The organism is Bradyrhizobium sp. 134 (assembly GCF_023074155.1).
Lineage (GTDB): Bacteria > Pseudomonadota > Alphaproteobacteria > Rhizobiales > Xanthobacteraceae > Bradyrhizobium.
The window spans coordinates 1-26715 of record NZ_JADPKX010000035.1; the positions used below are offsets into that span (position 1 = coordinate 1).

12 protein-coding genes and 4 pseudogenes are annotated in these 26715 nt (G+C 58.0%); 8 read left to right on the forward strand and 8 right to left on the reverse strand.

Annotation, left to right across the window (positions count from 1 at the left end; translation table 11 throughout):
• Both IVA75_RS14050 and IVA75_RS14055 read left to right on the forward strand, forming a co-directional pair.
• Nucleotides 1–660: IS701 family transposase (locus IVA75_RS14050; RefSeq protein WP_247359319.1), on the forward strand; the 660-nt coding region annotated here is incomplete at its 5' end.
• Between the two features lie 867 nt (nucleotides 661–1527).
• Entirely contained in the window at nucleotides 1528–2172 is a 645-nt protein-coding gene (locus IVA75_RS14055; protein ID WP_247290902.1) for an FMN-binding negative transcriptional regulator, read from the forward strand.
• Between the two features lie 741 nt (nucleotides 2173–2913).
• Here the strand turns inward: IVA75_RS14055 and IVA75_RS14060 are convergent.
• Nucleotides 2914–8481, reverse strand: coding sequence for a trifunctional serine/threonine-protein kinase/ATP-binding protein/sensor histidine kinase (locus tag IVA75_RS14060; protein ID WP_247290905.1), 5568 nt, complete (start codon nucleotides 8479–8481; stop codon nucleotides 2914–2916).
• Between the two features lie 2153 nt (nucleotides 8482–10634).
• Between IVA75_RS14060 and IVA75_RS14065 the strand changes: the two genes are divergently transcribed.
• From IVA75_RS14065 to nolL, 5 genes and pseudogenes are all read left to right on the forward strand, one after another.
• On the forward strand, nucleotides 10635–11264 hold the full coding sequence (locus IVA75_RS14065; protein ID WP_051112989.1) for a response regulator transcription factor: 630 nt from the start codon (nucleotides 10635–10637) through the stop codon (nucleotides 11262–11264).
• A 49-nt stretch (nucleotides 11265–11313) separates the two neighbouring features.
• Nucleotides 11314–11742, forward strand: coding sequence for a response regulator (locus tag IVA75_RS14070; protein WP_051112988.1), 429 nt, complete (start codon nucleotides 11314–11316; stop codon nucleotides 11740–11742).
• Nucleotides 11743–12944: 1202 nt separating this feature from the next.
• Complete coding sequence (ectB, locus tag IVA75_RS14075) at nucleotides 12945–14207, forward strand: diaminobutyrate--2-oxoglutarate transaminase (RefSeq protein WP_247290906.1); 1263 nt, start codon at nucleotides 12945–12947, stop codon at nucleotides 14205–14207.
• 515 nt (nucleotides 14208–14722) lie between these two features.
• Nucleotides 14723–15884 (forward strand): annotated as a pseudogene (locus IVA75_RS14080) (transposase).
• 576 nt (nucleotides 15885–16460) lie between these two features.
• Nucleotides 16461–17582, forward strand: a complete 1122-nt coding sequence (gene nolL / locus IVA75_RS14085) for a nodulation factor fucose acetyltransferase NolL (RefSeq protein ID WP_247290908.1) — start codon at nucleotides 16461–16463, stop codon at nucleotides 17580–17582.
• 559 nt (nucleotides 17583–18141) lie between these two features.
• Here the strand turns inward: nolL and IVA75_RS14090 are convergent.
• From IVA75_RS14090 to IVA75_RS14115, 6 genes and pseudogenes are all read right to left on the reverse strand, one after another.
• Nucleotides 18142–18488: pseudogene (locus tag IVA75_RS14090) on the reverse strand (3-methyl-2-oxobutanoate hydroxymethyltransferase); the annotation flags it as partial.
• A 150-nt stretch (nucleotides 18489–18638) separates the two neighbouring features.
• Nucleotides 18639–19904: pseudogene (locus IVA75_RS14095) on the reverse strand (adenosylmethionine--8-amino-7-oxononanoate transaminase).
• Nucleotides 19901–20533 carry a dethiobiotin synthase gene (gene bioD, locus IVA75_RS14100; protein ID WP_039799456.1) on the reverse strand — a complete coding sequence of 211 codons (633 nt, stop codon included), beginning with the start codon at nucleotides 20531–20533 and terminating at the stop codon, nucleotides 19901–19903. Before bioD ends, IVA75_RS14095 begins: the two are co-directional and overlap by 4 nt.
• On the reverse strand, nucleotides 20530–21684 hold the full coding sequence (locus tag IVA75_RS14105; RefSeq protein ID WP_247290910.1) for an 8-amino-7-oxononanoate synthase: 1155 nt from the start codon (nucleotides 21682–21684) through the stop codon (nucleotides 20530–20532). The genes bioD and IVA75_RS14105 overlap by 4 nt, the downstream gene beginning before the upstream one ends.
• 86 nt (nucleotides 21685–21770) lie before the next feature.
• A complete protein-coding gene (gene panD / locus IVA75_RS14110) occupies nucleotides 21771–22124 on the reverse strand; it encodes an aspartate 1-decarboxylase (RefSeq protein WP_018455497.1) in 354 nt (117 codons plus the stop codon).
• Between the two features lie 50 nt (nucleotides 22125–22174).
• Nucleotides 22175–22889 (reverse strand): annotated as a pseudogene (locus IVA75_RS14115) (radical SAM protein).
• 2974 nt (nucleotides 22890–25863) lie between these two features.
• On the opposite strand from IVA75_RS14115, the gene IVA75_RS14120 reads away from it, so the two are divergent.
• A complete protein-coding gene (locus tag IVA75_RS14120) occupies nucleotides 25864–26085 on the forward strand; it encodes a hypothetical protein (protein WP_157642944.1) in 222 nt (73 codons plus the stop codon).
• A 451-nt stretch (nucleotides 26086–26536) separates the two neighbouring features.
• On the opposite strand, the gene IVA75_RS14125 is transcribed toward IVA75_RS14120, so the two are convergent.
• On the reverse strand, nucleotides 26537–26715 hold a 179-nt coding region (locus IVA75_RS14125), incomplete at its 5' end, for a transposase domain-containing protein (protein WP_247282315.1).

The following is a 26715-nucleotide window of genomic DNA, read 5'->3' on the forward strand; positions in this document are numbered from 1 at the left end:
ATGATCGCACGTGCGATAGCCGCGTCTGTACCATTCAAGTGGGTTGCCGGTGACACGGTCTACGGTGTTGGCGATATCGAACAGCAGCTACGGCGGGCACGCAAAGGCTATGTGCTCGGTGTCAGCAGCTCTCATGTCTTCCGATCCTGGGGCAAGCGACAGCCGGTCTCCGGCAAGGCCGAAGACATCGCCCGGACGCGGCGCCCGTCCGACTGGAAGCGATTGTCGGCGGGAGCCGGAACCAAAGGACCGAGGCTGCATGACTGGTGTTATCTCGAACTGGCCGATCTCGAGGTCGACGAATCCAACACTGCAAATCAAGGTCTGTGGACGCGCGGTCTGCTGATCCGTCGCCATATCGCTGATGGCGATCTCGCCTTCTTCACCACCTGGTGTCCAGCGGGAACGTCCATCGAAACGCTGGTGGCGGTCGAAGGCCATCGGTGGGCGATCGAGGACAGTTTCGAAACCGCGAAAAACGAATTCGGGCTCGATCACAACGAAAGCAGGTCCTGGCATGGCTGGCATCGCCACGTCTCCCTGGTGATGCTCGCCTTCGCCATGATGGCGGCGATCCGCCATCGCGCCAATCCGCCACCGCCCAAAAAAACAAAACGCCGCCACCCGGCAAAAGCCAAAGCACACCCACGCCGCCGCTGATCCGTTGGTCAATCCAGGAAATCCGCCGCATCGCCATCAGGCTTGCTCGAAAGCGGATCCAACCCGCGCATGTCATCGCATGGTCATTCTGGCGCAGAGCCCACCAGGCTGCCGCTCAGCGCGCGCATCTCAAAGCAAAACAGCAACTGTAATGCTAGGCTAGGAGGATGGGCCGTCGCTCTTGACGTGCTGGACCGGCGGGAGGCGCTTGAGCTCTTCGCCATTTTCGACCAGCACCAGAACGCGTGGTGCATTCGCATCCCGCGGGAAACAGATAGGCGGCGCGGCTGGGATCCTCGTCATCCTGGATTGCACGTCGGATGTTAGGCCCCTGTCTGCGATATAGGTGGGCCAGATTGGGCCTGTATGTCGCGTGCCAGACACATCGCACAGACGGACGCCTCTTATCGACTTCTTGACCGGCGATCATCACGCCGCCGGAATGGCCAAGATTTCCTTGCTTTTGATATGTCCGTCCAGTGCCGGCGCGGATCTAGCACAACCAGTCACCGCCAACCTGCGACTCGCGGCGCGGCGAGCTGATGCGGCAAGGGCTCAGCCGCAACTCTGGCGTCCCACTCATAGCTCTAAGGTGAAGCTGCTCATGTGCTGCAGTCATCGGCACGAAGAGCCGAATTCGTCTGCAGGCGGCCCGTGGAAGGCAACGGCTGGCCAGCGTGCAAACGCACCCTCCGATCTGCACCTGCACCTTTGACTCATCATAGGCTTACTGGCCCAGGGGCCTAGAGCGCGGAGGAATGAAAATACCCACCAAAACCGATCGTTTCTGTGATCCGACACGAGGCGTACCCTAGTCCGAATCATGAGTCGCCCGGCTTTCCGTCGGGCTGCCGGGGAGCTTCGTCGATGTACACGCCGCCCTCCTTCCAAGTTGTCGATATCACCGACGTTCATCGGACGATGCGCGAGGCACGCACGGCGACACTGATCACCGCTACTCACGAAGGGCTTGTTGGAACGATGCTGCCCGTAGTACTCGACGAGCGCGAAGGCTCCATGGGCACGATTTACGCCCACGTGGCGCGTGCGAATCCGCAGTGGAAGCTGACACCGGCTGGCGAGGCGATGGCCATTTTCGCTGGGCCGGAGGCCTATGTCAGCCCCTCCTGGTACGTGACCAAGCACGAGAGAGGCGAGGCCGTACCGACGTGGAACTATGTCGCTGTGCATGCCTACGGGCCGATCGAATTCTTCGATGATGCCGATCGGCTGCGAAGGGTGGTCACGCGGCTGACCGATGTGCATGAGCGCTCGGGCAAAGACCGCTGGGCGGTGTCTGACGCCCCTGCCGATTTCATCAAAACGGAGCTGAAGGGGATTGTCGGCCTGCGATTGCAAATTACACGGTTCGATGGCACGCGGAAGATGAGCCAGAACCGCAACGCGGCGGATCGCGCCGGCGTCATCGAGGGGTTATCAAAGAGCGACCGTGACGAAGACCGTCGTGTGGCTCACCTCATTGCGATGACGAACCCGAACGACGTATTGTGAACGACGCGGTACCACCTGCATTTCTCCATATCTCGACTGCTCTCCTTCTGCACAGCGATGCGCCGGCAGCGGACGGTTCCTGCTCGCGGCAGGTGCTTTTCACAGAGCAGAGAAAACCATACAGGACGCCATCGCTTGCGCGTCAGCTATTGCAACCGCCAACAGCGGCGCGCGGCCCCGAGGCCAACTCCGGAGAAGAAGAGCGGTACACCGGTTGCAATCCGAGGTGCGCTTCGGGGCGCATGACAGAATGCTCTGCATTGAGATCGGATTCAAGTGGGCTGCCCCGGCTCCACGGTTATCAAAGCAAGCGGTTTCGAAACCAGTTTAGTACGGAATGTTGCGATGGGCCGAACTGATCACCCACACTGAAGATCTGCACTGCCACAGGCGACGGTTGCATGCATTAAGTTAAATCATGTCGCCCTCCCGACTCAAACAAAAGATGCCTTGGAGGGCGATTGCCGTCATTCTCTCGAACACTGCGTGTGCAGCTTTCGTCTGATTCCGCTTGACACCCTGCAAGCCTCTGAGACTTGCAGGAAGCCCTCAAAGCGTCTTGAATCCGACGTTAGGGTCAGATTGCAGATCTTCTGACAATTCGCGACAATCTGCGCACGCTCCAACACTCCCCGATGGGCAGTAAGAAACGCGAATGTCTCAAATCCTCGAGGTCTCGCCGTTGCTTCTGTCACGATGATCGGGGCTCCCGGAGCGCCCTGCTCGATGTCGAATTCGAGCCTAAGACGTTGAAGAGACCTGTTCCGACCGATCCACGCCCTCCGGCGCAACCGGCATGCTGAACTGAAAGACGGCCCCGCGAGGATCATTGGCGCCCGCCCACATCCGGCCTCCGTGCGCCTCAATAATAGAATGGCAAATGGCCAGCCCCATGCCCATGCCTTCGGACTTGGTGGTGTAAAACGCATCGAACACGCGGTCAGCGCAGTTCGGATCGAGTCCTGGACCCGTATCCCGAAAAGTGACCACTACGTTATTCGAGTCATCTGTCCGCGCACTGATCAGTAACTCGCGATCACTTTCGTTGATCTCGCTCATGGCCTCGATGGCGTTCGTGATCAAATTGAGAATCACCTGCCGCACCTGGACGCGATCTGCCCGGACGAGCGGCAACGCCTCAGTCCGTCGCGTTTGCACCCATACATCATTTTTCGCAAGTTCCGCCCGAACTAGGCCCAGCACCTCTAAAATCAATTCGTCAATTGCGAGAAGCTCCGTTTGCATAGGAGCCTTATTCATAAGAGCGCGGATCCGGCGGATCACGTTCCCTGCTCGCATACTGTCACGGACAATCAACCCGAAGGTCTGCCGAACTTCTTCCAGATTTGGGGGTTGAGCACCGAGCCAATTTAGCCCCGCCCCCGCATTACTCCGGATCGCGGCAATCGGCTGGTTGACCTCATGGGCGATTGAGGCGGCCAGCTGTCCCATTGTCGTGATCCGATTGGCGTGTGCCAGCCCCATCAGAGTCTCGCGATACCGTCGTTCGCTTTCACGGGCTTCCGCTTCCGCTCTCTTTCGCTCTGTCAGGTCGAGGACGAAGCCAACACCTTGGTCGTCTCGCGCATCGAATACGGCGACGCCAACTAGCACCGGCACGCGGCTGCCATCCTTGCGGACATACTCTTTCTCGAACTGCTGAACCGCTCCGGTCCTTTTTGCTTCTGTTCGCGCATTCAGTGTACGCTCGTGCCATTCTGGCGGTGTCAGGTCGAGACCGTTCACTCGCCCCGCGACGAGATCCTCTCGGTCGTATCCAACCATCGTGAGAAAGCTTTGATTTGCTTCGATGATCTCGCCTCCTTCGCGAATGATGAATATTCCAATGATGTTAGCGTCAAGTAAGCGCCGGATTTTCGACTCCCGTTGCTGAACTTCGCTGTACAAGCGGCTGTTTTCCAGCGCTGTTGCAGCTTGGGACGCAAGCATTTTCAGCACCGAGTTGCGGGCAGCCGAGAATATGCGCGCGGCGAGATTATTCTCCAGATAAAGTACGCCGATCAGCTTGCCCTGCGTGATCAGTGGCAGGCAAAGAATAGAACGCGCTTTGCGCTCGCGGATATACGGATCTTCCGCAAATGAAGGCTCGGCGACAGCATCTTCGAGAATGACGTTTTCGCGGACACGCAGGACGAAATGCAGCACGGACTCGGGAAGAGCCATCGGCGTTACGGGCTGTTCATTCACCTTTACAAGCAGCGCATCCGCTACCGTTGTGGCTTCCGCCTCGATCCGTGGCTCGCCTCCATGTAGCAGAATCAACAAACCTCGTTCGGCGCCGGCCTGCTCAATGGCAGTCCGCATAAGCGTGTCGATTAGCTTTTGAAGAACAATCTCGCCGGAAATCGCCTGCGACACTTTTGTTACCGTCGCGAGATCAAGATGCTCAACCGGAGCTCCGATCCTCAGGCCATTCACGGCAGGAGCGGTCTCCTCATGGCTGAGGTGGGGATTCTGCTCGTCGAGCTGACGCACTTTGCCATCTGCCCCCCAACGAAGGTAGCCGCGCCGGGCGTCCTGCAGGTAAACCCGGGATATTCTGTCAAAACCACGCGCAGCATAAAAGCGCGCTGCAAGCTCGCAAGCGATCGCCTCGTGGTGGGCGAAACCGTTACGTGCTGCGGTCTGGATTGCGTGTTCATACAGTCGCATTGCGTGTGCATCCCGGTATTCGAGCCTTGCAATTTCAGCGCCGACCAGGGCAGTCCGATTCTCAAAATTTTCGGGGCAATTCGTCGCCCATATCTGCAGCTGTCTGTAATGGGCATCAATGATAAGCCAATGTTGCTGTTGTTCGCTTTCGCCTAGCTTGTCGCAGTAACATGAGTGAGACAGCGCACCAAAGAAGTGAAACTCCGCGATCAAGGGCTCTGTCGGCATAGTCCATAATTTTGGCTCCGCCTTGGAGCGAGCATCAACAGCCGCAGCATAATCGCCGGCTAGAAATCGCGCCTGAAGTTTGCGGATCCAGTAGACGGTTTCACTAGGTGACAGCTCCAGACTCCGAGCCAACGATCGCTCGACCTCTAGCTCGTCAAACTGTTGGTCATCCAAGCAACCGAATGAGCGCGTGAGGCCGCGCATGCTTCTAATGATTGCGAGCTGAGCGGCTACGGTATCAGCAGCAAACTGAACCTTTCTATCCCGTATCGTAGCAAAGCTTTTCTCTATCTCGTTCTGCACCTCTTTCAGGGGATCTCCGGCCATCATCATATTTGAGGTTAGATGAAGCAAGCTGTACGCCTCGTAGATGACATCGCCGCTGCTGACCGCAGCTGCGAGCGCTCGCCGAATCAAAACTCGGCCACCTCTTAGGGGCTTCGTCCACGGGATCACGTTGCACCCGAAGGCCAAATAGACGGGAGCCCGAAAGCGGGAGAACTCACCGCGATCAACCAGGTCGCAAGCAAGACGACCAAATTTGTCAGCTGCTTGGTAGTCGCCGAAGCGCCCGGCCAAGATTCGGCCTAGCCATGCGTAATGGGCGCAAGAAGCATCAGTGTTGCCGTATTCGAGGCTGATGGTGACAGCTCTGCAGATGACCAAAGCGGATAAATTGGCGTCCGTGAAACCTGCGGGCGGAAGAATGCGCGTCAAGACGGCAAGCGTGGCAAGCATGGTCTGATCTGTCATTGCAGGCAACCTAGAAAGATCCTCGATTGCCTCGGGCAGCTGTGACCACATCCGCTGATATTCGGTTAATGTTTCCTGGTCCGTCGGATGCTGCGACCACTCGATCCCGACGTCGTGAAGATATTCGAGCCCTGTGAGCACTGCCCGCCCGTGCTGGCCGAGCGCCAAGTAAAGATCGACCCGCAAGCATGCGACCGTTGCTCGCTGGGGCGCGTTCAAGGCGCGCTTCGACAGTACCGACAGGAGGCTCTCTGCAATGTCCAGCTGGCCTACCAAGAATTCGCATTCAGCCCGGCTTGTCTCCAGTGCAAACGCGAGTTCGTGGCGCCTTCCCCAAGAGTGCTCCGCGAGCAGCGCAGCACCGACGGTGAAATATGTGAGTGCCGAGGCGTAGGCAGCCGACGCCCTGGCACGCTGCCCTGCGACGAAATTCAGCTCTGCGAGCTGCTCACGCTCATGACCGGAGGCAATTAGCGCGACGCCTCGATTGAGTTGGCTGACGATGTCGAAGATAGCCTCTTCGCGTTTGTGCGCAGGAACGTGTGCCGCCAGCAACCGACCGATCCGCAGATGGGCAGGAGCGCGCGAGGATTCCGGCACCAGGAAGTAGGCCGCCTCTTGAACGCGATCATGGAGGAAGCGGTAGGCTGTTCCGTGGCGCGCGATGAGTTCCTGCCGGATCGCCGGCCACAGGGTCGCATGCACCTTCTCCTGCGAAATTTCGAGCACGATCGCAAGCTCCGCCGTCCCGGCGATGTTGCCGAAACAGGCCAGCTGTTGCAGCGCGTCCTGCGTTGCCTCAGGCAGGCGGATGAGCTTGCCGAGCATCAGATCCACGACATTCTTGGTGTACGCTTTTGCGTGAATACGCTCGAGATCCCACCGCCAGCGCGCCGACTCGTGATCGAACGTCAATAGCTGCTCTTCGGCCAGTTCAGAAAGGAATTGAATGGCGAAGAACGGATTACCCATCGTCTTCTGATGCACCAACTTTGCAAGCGGGGCAGCGCGTTTTAGTCCGCAGCGAAGGGTATCCGCGACTAACTGCGCGACATCGTCTGCAGCGAGCGGCGAGAGCGTGATCTCCTCGAAATTTACGTCGGCTCTCCTGAAGGAGTCGAGCTTGCGTTTGAGTGGATGGCCTGCATCAAGTTCGTTGCTGCGGTAAGCTCCAATCAGCAGCAGGTGCAGATCCGACTGCGTCAGGAGATCCTCGATCAAGTCGAGCGTTGCGGCATCATGCCACTGCAAATCGTCGAGGAAGAGCACCAAAGGATGGGTTCGCCGCGCGAACACGCCAATGAAGCGGCGAAGCACCAGCTGGAAACGCATTTGCGCTTGCCGGGCTGGAAGCTCAGCAACTGCGGGCTGCTCGCCAATGATCAGGCTCAGATCGGGGATCAATTCGACCATCAGTCGTCCATTCGTGCCGAGCGCCTCCAGGAGCGCTTGCCGCCAGGTGGCGAGTTCGCCCTCACTTTTGCTGAGAAGAGGACGGACAAGACTCTGAAACGTCTGCACTAGCGTCACATAAGGAACGTCGCGCTTCAGTTGGTCGAATTTGCCTGATACCAACTGCCCGCGCGAGGGCACCAGTGCTTTGTGTAGCTCCTGGACGAGCGAAGACTTACCGACACCGGAATAACCGGCGACGAGCACCAACTTCGGCGCGCCGCTCTTCACCGCGCGATCGAAAGAGGCAAGCAAAACCTCGATCTGAAGGGCTCTGCCATAGAGCTTCTCGGGGATGAGCAGCCGATCAGGTGTGTCGTCTGTGCCGAGCTCAAACGGGTCGATGCGAGCGTGGTTGGCCCATGCTGCGAGACAGTGTTGCAGATCGTGCTCAAGGCCAGCGGCAGTCTGGTAGCGTTCCTCGGCGGTTTTCGCGAGGAGTTTCATCACAATCTGAGATATCGGCTCCGGGAGGGTTTGCGACTTCTCGACGGGCGGTGTTGCTTTTCTTGCAATATGACAATGGATCCATTCCGAGGGATCTGAGCCCGTGAACGGCAGCGCGCCCGTCAGCATCTGGTAGAATGTCACGCCAAGTGAATAGAGATCACTGCGACAATCGACCGAGCGATTCATTCGTCCGGTCTGTTCGGGCGCCATGTAGGGCAGCGAGCCGGCGATGAACTCGGCAGGCTCAGGCGGCACGCGCTCGCGGGACAGACGGGAAGCCAGACCAAACCCAGTGAGTCGCACCTGTTCGTCAGGACAATTGACCAGAATGTGAGCGGGTTTCAGCTCCTTGTGGACCAAGCCGTGCCGGTGAAGCTTGCCCACGGCCCTCGCGATACCAACAGCGAGGCGTAGGAAGCGCTTGGGCTCCATACGGATCCCGAGTAAATTTAGCAGTGGCTCGCCGCATGGATCCTCCAGGACCAGCATAGTCCGACCGGCTTCCCGGATGAGTTCCAACGGCCGCACCGCCCATCCCTCGTCTAGCTCCTCCCTCAGCCCGTACTCATGGGCGAGGCGGTCGAGCGTCGCTGGGTGTTCCGCGATGGGCCGCACGACAAGCACGACAGCCCTGCTGCCGTGGATTTGCCGGTGCCACCCACGGCAGAACGCGCGATCACCGTCCTCCCACAGGAGCTGGATGTCACTGTCGATACTTGAGCCGAACAGAGTTCGGCTGAGGTCCCGCGGCATTTGCCCGCCCGATCAATAAGGACTGAGCCGGAAGCTGACACATATCGGGCGAGCTTGTGAAGAGACTTCGCAAAGGGGCCGGAGTACCGATTAAGGCCGCCAAAGAGTGGACGGCGGCACGCCGAGATGCGACTTACACACCCAATACGTGGCCCAAGCGTGTCGATCCAGCCCAATCCTGCGCGCCGGCCGAGCCTGCACAGAATCGGCGGCGGCGCTCTCGCTAGCGCAGTGTGTCGGCGAAGGATTGTATTCGATGGAGTGGGCTCGTGGCCCGTTACCCGACCATGGCGCACCGCCCGACGTGCAGCAGGGCCCAGATCGCTGCTTCGGTTCTAAGACCCGAGGAGAAGCAAGATGCTCGCTCGAGTCGCTGAACATAAACGCCGCAAGGGCGCTCAGGCTAGAAATCCCGGCGACACGAGCGGTGCTGTTTTCGAGATCGACGTTCACTCCTGGCTCCATTGTTGGAATGCGCCATGCAGTCATCGACTCTGAACCACAGCATCAAGGGCAGATCTGAAAGCCAAGTGTGAGCGAAACCGCGCCCATAACTATTCTCTTCATTCCTCCAATGATGGAGCAACTGACCCGGGACAAAGGCACCCCTGATGCTCACCGAGCGCCCGTATAGGCCCTCGCTGATCGGAATGCCGCTCGCTGCCGTTCGCCGCAGGGCAATCGCCGGCCGTGCGAAGCCGATGACCGAGAGAGTTCTCGCTGCTTGAACCGCTGTTCAAGCAAGGCGTAGGCTACCCCAAAACCGGTGAAGAGAATTGGAATTAGAATAAAGTACAGCGGAACGCCTTCTTTGCCAATTCGATAGATCTGCGCCGGCATCGTACAAACTGACGCTACGAATGACCAAGCCCCCCTTCCTGGCCGGCACGAAGTAGCGGGGAGTCACGACCTACTCTGCCTTGCTGAGCGAGCCTCAGCTTTGCCACGCTGGTTGCTTCATTGGAGGCAGCATCACCACGGATGTACTGGCGATGTGGGGCGAACCCGACGCACTTTCTTCTCGACGGAGTGCGTCGGCTCGCCTTTAATGCTTCTGCCTGGCCCTGGGCCCTTAGCGGATCGATGAGCTACTGCCAGGTCTAACAACAGGTTGACCGCTCGGGGCGCGTTTTGTCCTTCCTATGTAGGTCAAGAGCGAACCTTCAAGGTGCCGGGCACGGACCTCTGATGTCCGCAAATTCTGGTGGAAGAATGATTCTTTCGCTGGATCAGCGGTTGTTTGGCTGGTGCAGGAGAGCAAATGCAACTGCCTTTTGGCGAACCGGTCCGCAGCTGGACAGCGAATGGAGTGTGTCCCGCCTCTCCTTCAGATTACGCCGCCTCATGTTGGGGTGCGAGGCTCGTGAAGGAACAACGCCACGAACGCACGTGAGCGCCCCTGCAGCAGCTCGAATTCGAGCATCTTTCCTACAAACATGACGGAAAGGACTTGAATCGCACCTTGCGTCAGGTTGTACGAAATCGGTACAAGGTGCTTTCCTCACACAGAGCAACTCACAGGCGCTCCGACGACGGAAAAGAAGAGTTCATGTTGCTGATGCCGCTGCTACTCGCTCTGATGTCTATTTTCCTTAGCATGGGTGCGATAGTCTACTCCGCTTGCCGATCTCAACGCCGGCGGGATCGGCGCATGCACAGGCACAATCGGGCCGATTCGCTCAGCTCGCGCCCCCGCGTGCAACTACCAAGGCGACGGGCATTCTGATCGTTCAGCCGCATAATGAGCGGTCCGCTGCAGTCTCACTCGCGAAGGCCAGGCGACACGCGCCGCCGCTAAAGGGAGCGCCTCAAGTTCTGGATTCGGTGCTTCTCGATCGGCTGCTGATCGTTTGATCGGCGCCTTGGGAGCCAATCCAACGCGACGGCGGACAGACTCCAAAGGCAGTTCTCGACCAGTCGGGCGGTTTTTGCTACACTTTCCTGTCTTCGTCACGCTGGCGCGAATGGCTGACCGGTCACATACCTTGAAAATTTCAAAGATTTGCACTGCGCGAACGTCCTCAAAAGCCTATGCGATCAATCGAAGGTGGTCGTGAGGCAATAAGTCTACTGTAAATCGTACAAGTGAGGCTCTTATCGTGACCAAGCGCTCTGAACCCCGGAAGGAAGCCCCAAATGTCGTCGGGCCTGAGGTGAGGCCGAGCGTCTTCGTCGTCGACGATGACCTCTCAATGCGCGAATCGCTGGTCAACCTATTTCGTTCGATCGGTCTAGATGTCGTTGCTTACGGATCCGCCCGGGAAATGCTCCAGAGCGAGCTCCCTGATGTTCCTAGCTGCCTTGTGCTTGACATCAGGCTGCCTGGATTGAGCGGCCTTGAGCTCCAGAATGAGTTAGCCAAACAGAAGATTCACATTCCCATCATTTTCATCACCGCTCATGGCGATATTCCGATGACCGTCAAAGCCATGAAGAGTGGAGCAATCGATTTTCTCAGCAAGCCGTTTCGCGATCAGGAACTACTCGATGGCGTAGTCGCAGCTATCGAACAGGATCGGAAGAGACGAGGTGTAGACAAGGTGGTCAGCAGGCTCCAGTCCTTGTTTGAGGCCCTAAGTCCACGAGAGCAGGATGTGTTGAAACTGGTCGCCGCCGGGCTATTGAACAAACAGGTAGCCGCGGAACTCGGGCTCGCCGAGATTACAGTCAAAATCTATCGCGGCCACGTGATGAAGAAGATGGGAGCTCGATCGCTAGCCGATTTGATCAGGATGGCTGAGAGGCTGGGAATTGGGACTGAGCGTTTCACGGTACAAACCTAAGTATGATTTTACAATTTCGTCGTACACGCGCACCCTTCTGCTGGCCGTCATGCGTCGGCCAGCGCCTTCGCCCAACCAAGAACAGGTCGTCTTGTCTAGGTATTCAACTGTTTCCGTTATTGACGACGATCCTGCGATTCGTGCCGCACTGAACAATCTTTTGAAATCGCAGGGCCACATCGTTCATACGTTTGCATCGGCTGAGGAATTCTTGCGGTCGTCTCAATTGAACCACACGTCCTGTGTCATTGCAGACGTGCAGATGCCCATGATGAGCGGCTTTGAACTTTTGGAAAAGATGCGAGCCCAGGGCCACGCTGCACCGTTCATCTTGATGACTGCCTTCGCAGATGATCGCACGCGAGCTCGCGCGTTGAGCGCGGGCGTAGCCGGTTTTTTTGCCAAGCCGTTTGCTGACCTGGAGTTGAGCGCCTGCCTCGATGCAGCGCTTCGCGAGCAGGGTGGAACGAACGCGTGAAAGATGGGGAAGCAGTCTGGACCAAGCGCACTCGCGCGGCGCTTACGATGTCGATCAATGCGCGACTGCCCGTGCTTACCGCGTGCCAGTGGACCATCGCCTTTCTTGCCGCATTCCTGTCGTTGTTGTTGCACTTTCGGCATCTGGTTGAAGCACTTGCAACGTCGGGCTCCTGACAAGGCGCCTTTGGTATGATCGCGCACTCAGAGGAGGCGAGGCCCCTCATCGGTTTAACGAGCGCCCTACCTTCACTCCTAAGATCCTTGCTGAGCTTAGCGCGAAGTGCCACGGCAGCGGCTTGCCGGCAGGACGTCGTTAGAACAAAGAATTCACCTGAAACTTGTGCCACCGCTCCAGACAAATCTGGCACCGAGTTTGCGGGAGCAGGACGGGACGATCGCGTCCAAAATCCCGCAGTCTGTCGAGGCGATCGCTTCAGAATTCACAGGAAACCCAAAGGCCGCATTTTCGATGTTGAGCTTTCGAAGGATCGAGCGGTGTACGCCAAACTCGCCAATTTGCGTTCGCTCCCAGCAACCCTTTGGCGGGCCGAAGCACCCGAACCTACGCAATCGGGTTGCAGGGCAACACAAATGCCACTGGTCGAAGCAATTTCAAGCCACGCCTTTGCTGCCGAACGCATCCACGCCACCACTCTCCGCGCCGATCCCGGCCAAACGCAAGGCCCAAAGCGGCGGCTCTGGACGAGCGATAAGCCCGCGCACCGGGCCAGATCCGCGGCGGCCCTGTCCCTTCTACTCGCCGGGACCCTGAGCGTGAGCATCCAACACACGCCTCCGGCTGGCGGGCTCCGCGGTCGCCGGGAGCGCATCGGCCCTCTGGTCGCGATGAACTTTCTCGGCCCACATACTTCCCCGCTTCCAAGCTAACCGCGCTGTATGCGCAAATTCTTCGATCGCGCGCAACTAAGCAAACCTGCCCGCGAAAGACGACTTAGCCTGGGCCCTCGCTGGATGGGGACGAAACTACTAGACATAGTAGCTTTGTTCCGCCTGGTTCCTCGGGTAAGCCGTTGGAGCTGATTTTCAGACGCCCAGCATAGCCAAAGGACGCCGAGAGGCGCCGGGACCGTGCGCTCATGGTCTGCCAATCCTGTACGATGTTGGCCGCGCGCTTGTTCGTCGGGCAGATTTTCTTGTCGAGGAGACGATGACATGGTTGGAGGACACGAGCCGCACAGAATGAAGACAGTCGAAATGCTAGAGTCCAACGTGCGCTCGTACTCACGTTCCTTTCCTGCTGTGTTCAGCAGGGCGCGCGGCTCGATTATGTTCGCAGAGGGTGGCCGAAAGGTCATTGACTTTCTCTCCGGCGCTGGAGCGCTAAATTATGGCCACAACAATCAGGAGATCAAAGCGGCAATCAGCGAGTATCTGGACTCGGACGGCGTCGTCCACGGCTTGGACATGGCCACTCCAGCTAAGGTCGAATTTATGGAGACCTTTAGCTCTGTCATCCTTCGTGAACGGAATCTTTCCTACCGCTTTCAATTTACAGGGCCTACGGGAGCTAACGCTGTTGAAGCAGCTCTAAAGCTCTCGCGTAAGATCACAGGACGTCACAACGTCATTTCTTTCACGAATGGATATCACGGTCAAAGCTTGGGAGCCATAGCCGCGAGCGGTAACCGCTTTTACCGCAAAGCCAGCAGCATTCCCTTATCCGGCACAACGTTCATGCCCTATGATGGGTATCTTGGCTCCGCTCACAGTCCGGCGGATTACGTGCGAAAGGTATTAATGGATGAGAGCAGTGGCACTGATCTTCCAGCCGCCATTCTCGTCGAAACCGTGCAAGGAGAGGGAGGCATTAACGTCGCCGGTAAGGAATGGTTGCAGTCAATTGAGGCTTTGGCAAAAGAGGTCGGAGCTATTTTCGTAGTTGACGATATCCAAATGGGCTGTGGCCGTACAGGCGAGTTCTTCAGTTTCGAGTTCGCCGCGTTGTCGCCAGACATTGTTGTAATGTCGAAATCGCTGAGTGGGTACGGTTTGCCACTATCGATGCTCCTGATCAAAGAAGCGATTGACGCATGGGAACCAGGCGAGCACACGGGGACGTTTCGAGGAAACAACCTTGCACTCGTTTCTGGCAAAGCGGCTTTGAATCTGTATTGGCGCAACCAGACGCTCTCGCAACAGGTCCGACGCTTGGGCGCATTTATGCGGCGTAGACTCGATGCTATCGCGCACCAGCACGGAAACAAGTTTGCTGTTCGTGGACGGGGCTTGGTATGTGGATTCGATTGCAAAACGACCGAAATCGCAGAGGCAACGTCACATAGAGCTTTTAAAAAGGGATTGATTATCGAGCGATGCGGACCGACCGATCAGGTTGTCAAGTTCTTGCCTGCACTTACGATCGATCAAGAAACGTTGGGACAAGGCCTAGATATATTTGAGGAGTCATTGACCGAAACATTGAATTCAGCCCGAGCAAGCTAAACTTGTAGGCACACGAGAGAAACTGTTGCTACCGACAGCATCGCCGCACAAGTCACTGGCGTGAGCCCTTGCTTGCCGCCGAAATGGTCAGGAGTTTTGAAGCGATGATCATGAAGGTGACGTCTGAAGGCCAAGGCTATTCGAGATCGGCCGAGTCGGCTTATCCGCGGAGAGCGCCTGCTGCCCTCCTCGGTCCACAACGTGAGTGCGAGCAGCACCTTTGACCATAGAACCTCGCCCTCGCGAGCGACTCTGGTCGGGGTGGCTTATTTAAGTTTTCCAGTCTGAGGTCGGCCGAAGGTCAGCTCGTTGTGCGGAATGGAGTCCAATTTGTGTATGGCTTCTTGGCGGCCACATAGGCGCAGCAGCAATCATCCCGCGGCCGGCTTTGCGACGAAAGCCGTCAAGGAACGCGCGGTGGGGATGTCCCGGGTTCTGTTGAATTCCTGAAGAGGTCGGGGTTGCCGTTGAGCCGGTAGGCTCGGCGTGCTGATTCCACAAAGGAGAGCGACGTGATGACGAGAGATATCACACCGGCTGGTTGGCCGGCGACCGGGCTGTGGACGAAGCGTTTGCGAAAGTGCAGGCGAGCTTTGACCGGTTCTGCCTTCCGGCAGGGATCGAGGCGCTCGGCACGATGACGGAGGCGGATGTGACGGCGGCCTGCGAACGGGTTAGGGCGTGAACGCCCGCGAGGTCACGATTCCGTCCTGGGACAATGGCGGCGCAGGAGCACTGGCTCGCTCGCTGGGCGATGGACTTGATGCTGATCAATGTGTTGACGCGCCGGTTCGCCCGCGCTGTCCGGCTGCCGGAGGGTGACGTGCAGGCATCGGCCGGATCGGGGGGTGTCAAAGTCGGCTGCCTCGCGGAGGTTCGTAGCGCTGCCGACGGCGCGGCTGGCCGACTTCATGGCGGCCGATCTGTCGGCGCTCGACCTTCTGGTGGTCCAAATCGACGGGCTGCATCTCGGCGACGATCTTGTGCTGGCCACCGCGATCGGGGTCGACGGCGAAGTCAAAAAGCATCCGTGGCGCTGGTGGAAGGGGCGACCGGATTGCCGCAACGTTTCAGGCCCTACTGGACGATCTGGTTTCGCGCGGGCGCGACCCGGCGGTGCCAAGACTGTTGAGCGTTGTCGAAGGCGATCTGCCGCACCTTCGGTTCGGTCGCCACGACCCAGCGCTGCCAGATCTACAAGGTGCGCAAACATCATGGAACGCCTGCCGAAAGAGCATCATGCGGCCACCCGTCGGGTGCTGCGCCAACCTGGGAGCTCGATGACGCCGAAATGGCTGAAGAATTGATCCGCAATGTCGCGCGTCGAGTCGATCGGCATGGCTCGGCGTAGCTGTGAGCATCCTCGCGGGCCTCGACGAAATCCTGACTGTCGTCCGGTTGAAGTTGCCGAAGGAGCTTCGTTCATCGCTTGCCTGTACAACATCACCGAGAACATGATGCGCACCATTCGCGGTGTCACGCGCAACATCAAACGCGGGCGGGATGGCCCTGCGACGGGTCACGGCTGGCGCTCGAGGTCAACAAGGGCGTCGGACGATTGAAGGCGCATAAGCAATGATCGGTTCTGCGTGCGGCCACGATCGCAGGACGATCAAGCCCGTTGCCCACGTCACGACGGCCGCGTGGCATTCATTCCGGCAGCGTCGGCCCGGTTGAACAGCCATCGGGAGATCCCCGGCGCTGTTCACGGCGTCAGCTACGCTAACCGAGCCAGCATCTCAATCAGAAAGGGTCGGTCCTCGGCTTTTGCCCCAGTCTGCAGAGCACCGCTCTCCGTGTGCGCGCGTAGCACACTGCCGCAACCCCAATGTTGGCGTGCCCGAGTTCAGCATCAGAAGCGCCTATTGGCGTGAGCGCCTCGGCGGCAACCGAAGGTGACGGCCAAATGTCAAGTATGCTGGGCGGACGGAAGAAGCCCGACGCATCTGCCGGGTCTGAAATGCGTCGGGCTGAGTGGGAGACTGAGTGCGACAGTCTTCCTCCCAGAACCTGCCTCTGCAAATAGTATGCCGCGCCCGTACTGCTACATCACTACCTTGACCTAGATATCTGTTCTGCCGCGAAGTTCCTTGAGGCATTCAGAGAGGCTCGGCCCACAGCTCGTTCTTGAAGGCTAAAACAAGCTGAGCTTACTCCCTTCCAAAAAGTCCCGCCATCACCTTTCGTTTGGATCAAAAATGAGGCAGAAGAACCGAACAACGGGCCGCCGGCTCATCAACAACAGATATCTAGATGTTTCATACATTGCTACGCGTGACTGGAACGATCGCCCCGAGCTCGCGCACGACAGAGGCTAACGATCGAGATCTGAGCTTAGACTTCGCGAAAGGTGCGCTCATTCTTTTGGTGATCGTTGGGCACCTGATCCAGTATGTCATCTACCGAGACGACGGGTTTTGGTATTCGCCGTACTACAAATCGATCTATATGTTTCACATGCCACTCTTTATGGCGATAAGCGGATATCTTTCTTCTCGATCGCTGCTGCAAAAGTCGTTCACTCGAGCCGCCAGCGACCGTGCGAAGCAGCTCTTGCTGCCGATGCTGTTTTGGTGGACGTTCATGGAGACCGTTAAGCTGGCGGCATTGTGGCGCGCGACCAGCCTAACGAGCGGACTTTTGGGATTTTTAGACGATTTCGCTGGCACCTACTGGTTCATCTGGGCCACGTTTGTTTCCTACCTTCTCATCAAGATTTCTAGCAGGCTCGACCAGCGATCGTGGGTCATATCTGGCGTAGCCATACTGGTCGCACTCGCGCCTCTGACATTCTCCATATCACCCCTGATCAGATTCACTTACCCATTCTTCTGCTTCGGCTTCTTGCTTGCTCAATCGAGAGAACGATGGACGAGTACATGGCGACGTCACAAGCCGCTCCTGGTCTTATTTCTCTCGATAGTGACTTGCGTATGCTTTCTAGCGTGGGGCAAGGACACCTATGTCTACAATAATCTTGGGGTAATTCACGATCTTCGGTCGGCTAAAGACGTGCTTCTGATGTTTGTTGGCTCTGCAGCTGCCTCAGCAATCGTTATCGAACTCCTGCTGCAATGCTGGAGCCTTGGCCATTCAAATCGGATGGCCCGCTTTATCGCTGTGGAGTTGGGCCAGACCACGCTGCTGCTCTACCTGGTCCAGGGTACCGTGTTCCGTCTCATGGATTTCGTACAATTCGGAGAACTTTGGGATCTCACGACCCGGTTGATCATCGCGGGTCTGCTCGGTGCCTCGATTATTGCGATCGCGCTAATGGTGCGCTCGATTGTTCGCGGCGTTCCATATCTATCTCAGCTCGTCGTTGGAATGCCGCCACGCTCAGGTCTCCCGCAGGCCAAACCTGCAATAAACTAGCTGTATTGCATTTAATTGTTTGAGTACGGCAGGGTATTGCGATGGCATCGACTTGTGACGCCCGGAACAGCGGTCGACGGCGACGGCGTGCCGCCCGTCGAGCCGGTGATCGGCATAAGAGCAACCCCATCGAAGCGTGTATTGCTCAGGTTTGTATGGCACCGGCGAACTCAGCCCATTGCGTCCGTCTGTTCAATCGAGAGTCGTGAGATGAGCTTCGCTGTACCAGTCCTCTAGCCGCCGGGTTTCGACCCAGATCTGGCGATCGAACGTAATCCAATCACACTTGGCGAAATGTTTCTTCGAGTGCCGTACTGAATCCGAGACGTCCCAGTCGTTCGAATCTCCGTCTCGGCCCGCAGTTGCCCATGCACTACCTTGACTTGGAAGGCGTCCAGTTTACGATCGAGTCGCGCAAACCGTCCGGAAGACGACATGACTCCTGCGACGCGGGGAATGCTGCGTTAAGGACATCAGCTGCCCAGCGCGAGAGGCCCTCCTGCAGCAGCTGACGGTCCTCTACATAGCCTGCGTCTGTGCCAAGCTGCAGGACATCTCTAGCGTTGCGTATCGTGTCCTCGGGACTGATATGAAAGCTGAGAAACGGCATGTCAGCTACAAGCAGGGCGCGAGGCCTTGTTCGCGCGACCGCCTCCAAGTGGTGATTCATCATCCCATGCTGACGGGTAAAGTGTCATCACACCCAAGGCATACATTGCCGACGCTATCGCCGACAAGAATGACGTCGACGACAGGATCGGCGATACATGCCGTCACCGCATCATAACCCGTGCTCATGACGATGGTGTGCCTTTCCTCCTTGCATCATTGCAGAACTGGAATCGTGACGCGTTCAACTGACAGCTGCGAAATGTGGCTCTGTTCGATCTGATCCGGCCTCCGCATGTCTCTGGAAACGGCCTTCCCCTTGGAACCCACATTGCAGATGCGAGGTCACAATCGCCCATTTCGAAAGTCTATGGCAAGGCTCTCTCAAGTCGTTCGGGAAGCCGACGACAGCTCAGGATCCTTCATCTTGCGCTACCGCGCGCGTCTTCAGGCCAGCGCATCGGCAGCGTCACAGATGCGTGCATAAATTTCGTCCAGGTCACCTGCTGTTACACAATATGGCGGCATCACATAAATCGTATTACCGAGTGGACGCAGCAAGAGATTGCGGTCGTTAAGAAGGCGTGAAGCCTCGGGCCGACGCCTGCGAGATAGCCGGTATCTCTCGTCTTCAGGTCGAGTGCTGTGATGGTGCCGCTACGGCGAACGTTTGCAAAGCGCGGATCGGCGCGGAATCCTTCAATTGCCTGCTCTTGCATGGTTGCGACCGCAGCGATGCGCCGGTGACATTCCTGGCCTTTCCACAGATCCAGGTTAGCTTTGGCGGCGGCACAGGCCACCGGATTTGCCGTATACGAACTCGAATGAAAGAATGTGCGCGTACGGTCTTTTGAATAATGGGCATCGAAAATCTCTGCCCGGCAGAGTGTCACCGCGAGCGGCAGCGCCCCCCCCCGTGAGACCCTTGGAATAGCACGCTATATCTGGCACAACATTGGCCTGCTCACAGGCGAAGATTGTTCCGGTGCGGCCCCAGCCCGTCAGCCCGTCATGACCTCATCGGCAATGAACAGAACGTCCGACGCCTCCGCAGATCCGCTTCATCTCTCTTAGCACCCAAGCTGGGTACATCAGCATTCCGCCTGCCCCTAACATCAGAGGCTCGACAATAAAGGCTGCGGGATTTTCGTTCCGACTCAAGCGCATCGAGCGTCGCCCGCTCACGACCGCTCGCAGGGAACGGGATTGAGGTCACGTCGAACAGGAGAGGTCCGTACGCCGCGTTGAAGACACCGCGGGCACCAACTGACATCGCGCCGAACGTGTCCCCGTGATAGGAGTGCTGCTACAATGATGCGTGTTCGCTCTTCGCCTATATTGTGCCAATAACCGAGTGCCATCTTCAAGGCTACTTCCACGCTGGCTGACCCGCTGTCCGAGTAGAACACGTGGTCCAAGCCTTGGGGTGTGAGTTTCAAAAGGAGCCGAGCGACCTCCTCAGCCGGATCATGCGTGTAGCCGGCGAAAATGACTTGGTTTAGCTTGCCGGCCTGTTCCTGAATCGCGCTCACGATCTACGGATGGCAATGGCCGTGAGTGACGACCCACCAGGGTGAGATTGCATCTATGATTCGATTATGCATCCGCAGTGTAGAGTTAAGCACCATCGCCACGCACAACCTTGGTCATCTCGTTGTGAAGAGCATGCTGCGTGAATGGATGCCAAATTGGCGACCTCTTGTTTGGCTTCATGGCGTGAAATCGCCGCGAATAAACGAGCCTTTGAAGACAGCCTGCAGGCTCTCTGCCGTCAAAGGAGAAATCCAGGGCAGCCGTCCTAACCAACGCACCCGCGCGATGTCACAAATTGCGCTCTCAGTCTCCGAATTTCTTTCTCCGATGAATGCGATCCCAAGAATGTCGATCTGGCGCTTTCGCAAGGCCTCTATCGAGAGCAGGGAGTGATTGATGGTTCCGAGTAGCGTGCGCGCGCAAAGCACGACGGGAAGTCGCCACCGCTCGAAGATGTCGATGTAGAGTGCACTAGAATTCAGCGGCACCATCAACCCGCCAGCGCCTTCGATGACGAGCGGTCGCTCCCCGGTTTGCGGCAGGACGAGCGAATCGGGGTCGATGCGAATTCCGTCTATTTCGGCGGCATGGTGCGGCAAGGCGGACGTTTTAAGGCGGTAACGCTCCGGAACGATCCGATCGGCCGGAAGACCGCTCAGTCGTGCGACCTGCTCGCTATCGGTCTCTCCTTCAACACCGGCCTGAATTGGCTTCCAATAATTCGCGCCGAGAAGATGGGCAAGGCCTGCCGAAAAGACAGATTTGCCGATCCCTGCATCTGTGCCGGTCACCACGATCCGCTGGCTCATCGAGATTCGCCCCCCGTCTCCTCAGCGAGGGCATCGAGCATCGCACGCACCTCATCCTCTCCGACGTTGACCGTCAGTGAAATTCGTAAACGGGCCGTGCCGGTCGGCACTGTTGGCGGTCTGATTCCTCGGATGTCAAATCCGCGAGCCTGTAGCGCGGACGCTAGCCTCATGGCGCGGGCATTCTCGCCAACGATATAGGGAAGGATCTGCGAGTTCGAAGGACTTCTCTCGCCTCGCGCAACCATCTCCTGATGCGTGAACGCGACAAGCTTCGCCAGCCGCTGTTGGCGCTCCGGCTCCTCCTGCAGGATCAACAGAGCCTCCCGTACGGCCACCGCCATTAACGGCGAAGGGGCGGTCGCGAAGATAAACGGGCGACAGCGATTGATCATGAAATCGCGCAGCACGCCAGAGGCGGTGACAAGCGCGCCGGCAGCTCCCAGCGCCTTGCCGCAGGTATGAACAACCAGGAGATTTTCGCGTCCTTCAAACGGCCCTGTGAGCCCTCGCCCCTGCTCGCCGTAAACGCCGGTGGCATGAGCTTCGTCCACAACCAAGAACGCATCGTGCCGGTCCGCGATCGCGAGCAGGTCTTCAAGTGGTGCGAAATCGCCATCCATGCTATAGAGGCTCTCGACTACGATCCAGACCTGCCCCGCTCCGCCCGCGGCACGCCAGTCGCAAATTGCGCTTTCGATAACCTGCGGGTCGTTATGGGCGGTGATTCGAAACGCGGCTCGGCCAGCTCGTGCTCCTTCGTGAATGCTGGCGTGAACCAGGGAATCAAGGACGAGCAGGTCATCCCGTTGCGGCAACGTTGTCAGCACCGCAACCTTTGCAACATAGCCACAACCGAAGAAGAGCGCGGTCTGCGCGCCGAAGAACCGCGCCGCTGCTGCTTCGAGGCATTCGTGCTCCTCGCAGTTGCCGCCCAGAAGCCGTGATCCGCCGGCTCTGATCGAAGTACCGGCTTCAAGCGCGGTGACGATCGCTTTTTTCATCCGCGGCGCGCTCGCCAGGGCCAGATAATCGTTGGATGAAAAGTCAATCCCGGTGCGCGGCCTGAGACTCTGCAGGCGGTTCTCGTGTTTAAGCGCATCCAAGCCTGCCGCATAGCTGGTGACTTTACCCGCAATGATGGTATTCATTCTTCACTCGCTGAGCCAAGGATCGACGCCGCAAAACTCCTAACTGGCCACCAACGACAGGGCTCTACGCGATTAGCTTGTTGGATTCAAATCGGCACGATGCGATTTTGTCGATCAACCAGCACAATGCGCGGCCTGAAGATTCTTGCCTCCGCCTCGTCAACTGAGGCGTATGCAACGATGCTTATCCTATCGCCGGGCATCGCCAGTCGCGCCGCCGCACCGTTCACGTCTACCGTGCCGGACCCTCGCGGCGCTTCTGTCGCAAACGTTGCAAAGCGTGCCCCCGTCTCGAGGTTGTAGAGTTCGACGCGTTCGTTAATCAGGATACCGGCCGCGTCCAAAAGTGCGCGATCAATCGAGATCGAGCCTTCAAAGTGCAGGTCGGATTCAGTTACCGAGGCGCAATGAATCTTTCCCTTCATCAAGACAATCTGCATTTCTTACCTACGCTAGTGGCTTGCGCGCAGCACGCCGTTCTTCTGATGGCTTAAGCGAGTCCAGACGTAATGCCGAGCCGAGCTAACAAACTTGCATCACCGTCAAATTGCGGGTTTTTGGTAGTCAGCAACACATCGCCGACAAAGATGGAGTTCGCACCCGCCAAGAAGCATAGGGCTTGGAGTTCATCACTCATGTACTGGCGCCCGGCGGCCAACCGTACGACGCTCTTGGGCATCATGATCCGCGCGGTCGCCACCAGGCGCACCAGTGCAATCGGATCGGGACGCTCCGCCGTGACCTTCACCGGCACGCCATTCACCTCGTTCCACAGGTTGATCCTCGGGTGAAGTGTCCACGTTATGATTGTAGAAGTCGAGGCCGGCGTCGGCGAGGCGTGCGGCTTGCTTTGGCGTGAGCATGCCGAGCGTTACGCACGTCTCCATGCCAACACGTTTAACGGCGGCAATCATGTCGCAGACCTTATCGAGGTCGCGGTCCTTTGGACTGCGCCACGCCGCGGCCATGCAGAAGCGACTCGCCCCGGCCGCCTTGTCGCGCTGCGCGGCGGCGACCACATCAGCGCGATCCGTCAAGCGAGTCGCCTTCAGGCCAGTGTCGTAATGCACGCTCTGTGCGCAATAGGCGCAGTCTTCAGGACAGCCGCCGGTCTTGATCTGAGCAGGCTTGCGGTTTCGACGTGGGTCAAAATTACCGCGAGGAACGGTCTGGGCCTGAACTAGGAGCTCGGGAATTGGCTGCACGTAAACCCCCTCCGCCTCGGCACGTTCGCAGTCGCGGCGGACCGGCGCGCCGTTGCGGCCGCTATTGCCTTCGACTTCCACAGCACCCTCAAGATTTTCGCTCGATCGTACAGACGACAACGTCGTGCGTAGCTCCGCAAAGCAACACTCTTGCCCTGTATTGAACGAGAAATATCGCCGAGTTGCGCGGGCATGGCGCTGATATCAGGCTAATCGCCGCCCCCTCATGCAGGATTTCCCCGCGGGCGCGCCTCACTCAGGTAACTAAGCGGTGCGTCCGGTAGTTGCGCCCCCTAGGAGACTCTTCCGATGCAAATGTATTTGGCCGCGCGCCGTGTATAACGGAGCGACAGATCTGCTCACCTGGCTGAATCCTCAATGGTGTTGTTATGCGCGTCACATTCCGCACAACAAACGGCGGCCTCAACAAGCCGACTCTGCGAGCGTTACCTTCCGCCCCTTTCAGAAGTGCAGCGGGTTGGGCTCTGGGGCGCAGAGTAGTGGCTGACGGCCCCTTGGCGGGCCTTGGCCACCTAGGCTCGCTCGCCGCTGTGCTCGTCGTCCCTGGCTGTGGTGAGCAACTCCGCGGGACTCTCGATTATGTCGCCGCCGCCCGACTTGGCGTCGGCGGGGCGAGATCCGCTAAGGTGTCGCACTCATCTGCGCAAACAGAATTGCCGCTTCAGACGGCCCGAGCCCGACGATGCCCACGAAGGCTGCCGGAGGCATCGGAATGACCTGACGCGTCGGCCTCCAGAGATGCAGGCAATAGCGACTATTGTTCACATACTGCGAATGAGGAGGATGCAGCTGCATCACGCATTCCTCTTCATCCCAAAACATATCTTTAGCGAGGCACATCTCCTCCCAGTTTGGAGATCGCCGTGGCGTCGACACTGAGACATGCTCCCATCCCGGACGGATTAAGCCGATGATCTTGAGTTGGCAGCCACAAGGCCCCTGCACGAAGAAGAGACCAGAAGGGCCAGACCCTGGTGCAGTGGCGAATTGGCCCTCGCGAACGCGCCCCGCTTCCAGTCTTTCTACACTGTGCCTCCTCATGCGTCCTCCATTTGGCCGATAGAGTTGCATTCGGCACCACTCGTCTTGTCCGAGTCGCACATCGAACGGGCACCCGGGCATGGGCAGCCCCAGCTACCGCTGATCATCTGCACCGAACCTACTTGGATGAAGATCATCGGTTCTATCCGCACCGTTCACCGGGGAGTTCTCTTCGGTTTGTCTTTCGACATCTGATCGTCTCTTCAATTTTCTTGTCATTCGCGCCTTCGTTGCGAACCCGGCCTCATGCAGACAATCTGCGCAGAGATCTATGATGGCCCGTCTTGGCAAGCCGTGCCAGCAGGAGCTTCTGCTCGCCTCTTCGCCTGAACATGTCCGCAATGTATGGCGTTGAGTTCAGCAGTGCTTGGTGCAAGATGCCAGAATTCGACTGAAACGCCTCACGCCAAAATGGCGGCGGAAGCCAATTCGCGTGGCATGATCCGGCGAACCGGCTACTTTGTCACCCAAACAAACGTCCTGGCTTCAGCAACATGATGCAAAGCGCGACGCCAATGCCTCGCCAGTTCATCGAGCGAGAGGCTTTTGATTCGACGAGCTGACGGTGGGCTTTCATCTCATCCTTCTCATGTCTAGCGGTTAGCCGGCTTGCCGCCTGAGACACCGTCAATGCGTCATCTATGTGGCCGGCCCCGCGACTCAGAATGGATTCATGGTCAGAGGCTCGGACGCGCGGACCGCACTCGTTCAGCAGCCTAGCTCATTGGCCTTACCGCATGACGCAGTTTCGCAGTTCAGCTAACGGGCTGTGAGCTCCAACGGAGAGACACCCGCGCCGGGGTCACAAGGCGTTGACGATCGGTGCAACCGTCCGCCCGGTGGCGATCAGAACTGCCCGTCAAGCTCATTTCTTTGCCGCCCCTCCGCGAGGCGAGCCAGCTTATCATATTCTTCAGCGACCTTGAGGAGCCTGCATCTGGATGTGTCGTCCTCGAGCGACTCCGCTTTTCTTCGGGTCGCTTCAGCACGGCTTCTCCAATGTTTGGCGTCTGAGAACAGCTTTTTTTCCTTCATGCGGAAGACGATGCAATTTTTAGATCACGAAAATGCGACACATGCCCTACGTAAGATCCCGTAGGTTGGCTTTCGCAAAAGCACCTCATTTGCGGTTATCTGCCGACCACTCTGTTGATGTCTGCGATGCGACAAGCCGCTCGCAGCAAGCGCGGCAAAGGGCGCGAATGCGCGACTCTCGACATTAGGGCTTGAATCGTACGTAGCGTCAGATTGTAGGGTCTCTTACAGTTGGCAAGCGTGCTTGGCCGTACAACAGCTTCCGGGCGACACAATTTCGAGTGTATCATTTGGCGCCCAGATTGCAGAACGCCCGCCTTGTCCCGGGCGCCGCAGTGAAGTTGCCTCGGCGAATCATTGCACGTGTGGCGACTAAGCCAGGCTGCAGGGGAACCGGATTCTAAGATCGCAGCAGCATCCTCGCGTGGCGGTTGCCCGATTTGACAGATTGCTCACGCAGAAGGTCGCCGTCCGGAGATCGGGGCCTCGCAGCTCAGAGTGGAATGGAAGTTGGAGGCCATACTCATCTTACGTAGCCGTGATGCGGCCGCGGCGAACCTGCAATAGCTTGCTCACGCCAAAACAGGTAGCTCCAGGCATACACGGTTGCCAGCATTCTCGCCAGAGATGCGTCGACTGGTCGCTCATGCCGAAGCCGCCTTCGGGTGCCTGGATTGCCTCCGCCGCCGCCTCCATCACGTTTTTCGTATCCAAAGACGGGCAACACGGCCTTCGGAGTAGCAATGACTTCTACAGCTTTGGCTAGCAAGTGGCCGTTCAACTGATGGCCATGGCGAGCGCGCGAGGTCAGACCACAAGGAAATCTCGATCTATGCTCTGTCCGAAATGTCACACAGATAACTGGTGCGAGATCGCAATGCACGATCCCTGGAGCGGCCGACCAGTGATCAACTGCAATACTTGCGGTGAGTATGCCGAATACGATTGCCTCCAGCGCAAAACAGCGCACGCGATCATCGCAGCTACCTTGGCCTGTAACGTTAGCAAAGAGGACGAGCGAGATCCGCGGGCGGTTGCTGAAACGATTTTGGATGTGCTGGAGAATGCCGGCCTAACAATCGCTCGCGCCTCAAGATGAATGGGAGGACGCCGATCGGCGCCCGCTACAAGGCCCCGGCCATCCATCAGAGAGCATTGCCAACTGCGCCGCTCGTTCCAACAGCCATTTGATTGCCTGCAAAACCGCGGTCTTTCCCCCGACCGACCTGGAGTAGTCGGCGTAGCAAGTCTTCAATACCAACACGATTGTAGCAAACGCGCCAATCTGGACTCGAGCCGCGATGCTCTCAATGGGACCAGGGCTGAGTACCGCTTAGGCCTTCCAACGTGACGCTCGGCAAATCTTCCCACAAATATCGAATCCGCGATGATCAACCCGGCGTGGCCTGCACCTGACGACGCCTTTCGAGCTCGTCCATAGTTCAAGGTTATCTAGAACGGCGAAGTCATTGTTGGGTTACCTGACGGGAGCTTGGCTCTTTGACCAGGTTAACGGGCTGCCGATTGATCGTAAGCGCTTAGCCGCAACCCTATTGAGGCTGGCTTGACGTTTTGCGGAATCGCCACGGCATGAGGTCTTCGATGCGGCTATGGGGATGGCCGTCGATGATCGTCTCGAGTGTTTCGGCGATGTAGGCGGCCGGGTTGACGTCGTTGAGCTTGCAGGTGGCGACGATCGAGGCGAGCAAGGCCCAGTTTTCGGCTCCGA

Excerpts from the sequence above, each read along its gene's own strand:
- IVA75_RS14055 (WP_247290902.1), top strand. The coding sequence starts at position 1,528 with ATGTACACGCCGCCCTCCTTCCAAGTTGTCGATATCACCGACGTTCAT.
- IVA75_RS14060 (WP_247290905.1), bottom strand. The coding sequence starts at position 8,481 with ATGCCGCGGGACCTCAGCCGAACTCTGTTCGGCTCAAGTATCGACAGT.
- IVA75_RS14070 (WP_051112988.1), top strand. The coding sequence starts at position 11,314 with ATGCGTCGGCCAGCGCCTTCGCCCAACCAAGAACAGGTCGTCTTGTCT.
- ectB (WP_247290906.1), top strand. The coding sequence starts at position 12,945 with ATGAAGACAGTCGAAATGCTAGAGTCCAACGTGCGCTCGTACTCACGT.
- nolL (WP_247290908.1), top strand. The coding sequence starts at position 16,461 with ATGTTTCATACATTGCTACGCGTGACTGGAACGATCGCCCCGAGCTCG.
- bioD (WP_039799456.1), bottom strand. The coding sequence starts at position 20,533 with ATGAGCCAGCGGATCGTGGTGACCGGCACAGATGCAGGGATCGGCAAA.
- IVA75_RS14105 (WP_247290910.1), bottom strand. The coding sequence starts at position 21,684 with ATGAATACCATCATTGCGGGTAAAGTCACCAGCTATGCGGCAGGCTTG.
- panD (WP_018455497.1), bottom strand. The coding sequence starts at position 22,124 with ATGCAGATTGTCTTGATGAAGGGAAAGATTCATTGCGCCTCGGTAACT.
- IVA75_RS14120 (WP_157642944.1), top strand. The coding sequence starts at position 25,864 with ATGCACGATCCCTGGAGCGGCCGACCAGTGATCAACTGCAATACTTGC.